At 70.3% G+C, this 2,192-nt stretch carries 2 protein-coding genes; one reads left to right on the top strand and one right to left on the bottom strand.

Annotated features, from left to right (window positions below):
* Positions 1–53 precede the first annotated feature (53 nt).
* Positions 54–1,457: an NAD(P)/FAD-dependent oxidoreductase gene (locus ACN675_RS28920; RefSeq protein WP_420754078.1), complete on the top strand. Its 1,404-nt coding sequence runs from the start codon at positions 54–56 to the stop codon at positions 1,455–1,457.
* 49 nt (positions 1,458–1,506) lie between these two features.
* On the opposite strand, the gene ACN675_RS28915 is transcribed toward ACN675_RS28920, so the two are convergent.
* Positions 1,507–1,941 carry a PaaI family thioesterase gene (locus tag ACN675_RS28915; protein ID WP_420754077.1) on the bottom strand — a complete coding sequence of 145 codons (435 nt, stop codon included), beginning with the start codon at positions 1,939–1,941 and terminating at the stop codon, positions 1,507–1,509.
* Positions 1,942–2,192 lie beyond the last annotated feature (251 nt).

Below are 2,192 nucleotides of genomic sequence, written 5' to 3'. Positions count from 1 at the left end.
ACCGCGCCGGCACGGATCGGCCCGGTCACTGACAGACGTCGAGGGAGCATCAGATGAGCATCCAGCCGGTCGGGTCGGGTCGTCATCGGGTCGTGGTCATCGGATCCGGATTCGGTGGGCTGTTCGCCACCCAAGCCCTCAAACGCGCGGATGTCGACGTCGTGCTGATCGCCCGCACCAGCCACCACCTGTTCCAGCCGCTGCTCTACCAGGTGGCCACCGGCATCCTGTCCGTCGGCGACATCGCCCCGGCCACCCGCATGGTGCTGCGCAAGCAGAAGAACGCGCAGGTGCTGCTCGGGGAGGTCGAATCGATCGACATCGACGCGCAGACGGTCACCTCCCGATTCCTGGACCGGGTCACCGTCACCGAATACGACAGCCTCATCGTCGCCGCGGGTGCCGGTCAGTCCTACTTCGGCAACGACCATTTCGCCGAATTCGCGCCCGGTATGAAGACCATCGACGACGCGCTCGAACTGCGCGGCCGCATCCTCGGGGCGTTCGAGCAGGCCGAGTTGTCCGACGACCACGACGAGCGCACGCGGCTGCTGACGTTCGTGGTCGTCGGCGCCGGCCCCACCGGGGTGGAGCTGGCCGGGCAGATCGCCGAACTGTCGCGCCGCACCCTCAAGGGCGCGTTCCGGCACATCGATCCGACCGAGGCGCGGGTGGTGCTGCTCGACGGCGCCCCGGACGTGCTGCCGGTGTACGGGGGCAAGCTCAGCCGCAAGGCCCGCAAGACACTCGAGCGGCTCGGGGTGGAGATCCAGCTGGGCGCGATGGTCACCGGCGTCGACGCCGAGGGGCTGACCGTCAAGGACAAGGACGGCACCGAACGGCGCATCGAGTCGCAGTGCAAGGTGTGGTCGGCCGGGGTGGCGGCGAGCCCGCTCGGCAAGCAGCTGGCCGAGCAGTCCGGCGCCGGCATCGACCGGGCCGGTCGCGTCCAGGTGCAGCCCGACCTGACGCTGCCGGGGCACCCGAACGTGTTCGTCATCGGCGACATGATGGCGCTGGACAACCTGCCGGGGCTGGCGCAGGTGGCGATGCAGGGCGGCAAGTACGCCGCGCAGCAGATCGTGGCGGGCCTGCACGGGCAGGATCCGGCGCAGCGCAAGCCGTTCCACTACTTCGACAAGGGCTCGATGGCGACGATCTCGCGGTTCAGCGCGGTCGCGAAGGTCGGCAAGCTCGAGATCAGCGGGTTCATCGGCTGGATCGCGTGGCTGTTCATCCACCTGCTGTATCTGGTGGGGTTCTCGTCGAAGCTGTCGACGTTGCTGTCGTGGGCGCAGGCGTTCTTGTCCACCGGCCGCAACGAGATGGCCGCGACCGAGCAGCAGGTGTTCGCGCGGATCGCGATCGACCGGCTCCGGGAGCACACCGAGGCGGCCGAGGCGGCGGCGGCCGAGATCGAGAAGGGCGGCTCCGGGTCGGCCCGCGAGGCCGGCTGACGCCGAACCGGCTCGGGCACCGCCGGTGCCCGAGCCGGGAAGCCGTGTCCTAGTGGCCGATGCGGTCGGCGTCGGCGATGTTGGCCAGGCGCACCTGCCCGTGGGCGACCGTGCGGTCCTGCTCGTCGGTGATCGCGACCTGCCACAGCTGCTGGGTGCGGCCGCGCTGCAGCGGTGTGCCGGTCGCGGTGAGCACGCCCTCGCGGGTGGCGCGCAGGAAGTCGGTGTTGTTGTTGACGCCGACGACGTTGCCGCGGTCGCCGAACCACAGGGCGCCGGCGATGCTCGCGACCGTTTCGATGACCGCGCAGTACACCCCGCCGTGCACGATGCCGTAGGGCTGGTGGTGGCTCGGGGTCACCGTCCAGCGCGCCACCACCCGGTCCGGGCCGGTTTCGACGAATTCGAGTCCGAGCGCGGTACCGAAGCCGACGTTGTTCGCGTCGGTGGTGGCGGCGGGATCGGGGGTGAGCTGTTCGGTCATGGGGTCTCCGTCGTCGTCTCGGCCGTTCTGGCTTCTCGGCCTGTCCTGTCGGATGGTAGGCGCCCGCCGGTGCGCGACGGTGCCGGGGCGCGCGGGCGGTGCGGGCCCGGAAAAGGATCCGGCGGGCCCCGCAGGGTGTGCGGGGCCCGCCGTGGGAAGGACCGGGAGTCTCTGCAGCCCTCAGGACTCCGGCGCGGTCCGACAGTAGGCGACGACCATGATTGTAGGGAAGGCTGCCCTAATCAGGCAAG

This window comes from Rhodococcus sp. O3 (assembly GCF_048897285.1).
Taxonomy (GTDB): Bacteria; Actinomycetota; Actinomycetes; order Mycobacteriales; family Mycobacteriaceae; genus Rhodococcus.
The sequence above is the reverse complement of the archived record's forward strand: the minus strand, read 5'-3'. Positions and strand labels throughout refer to the sequence as shown.

Excerpts from the sequence above, each read along its gene's own strand:
- ACN675_RS28920 (WP_420754078.1), top strand. The coding sequence starts at position 54 with ATGAGCATCCAGCCGGTCGGGTCGGGTCGTCATCGGGTCGTGGTCATC.
- ACN675_RS28915 (WP_420754077.1), bottom strand. The coding sequence starts at position 1,941 with ATGACCGAACAGCTCACCCCCGATCCCGCCGCCACCACCGACGCGAAC.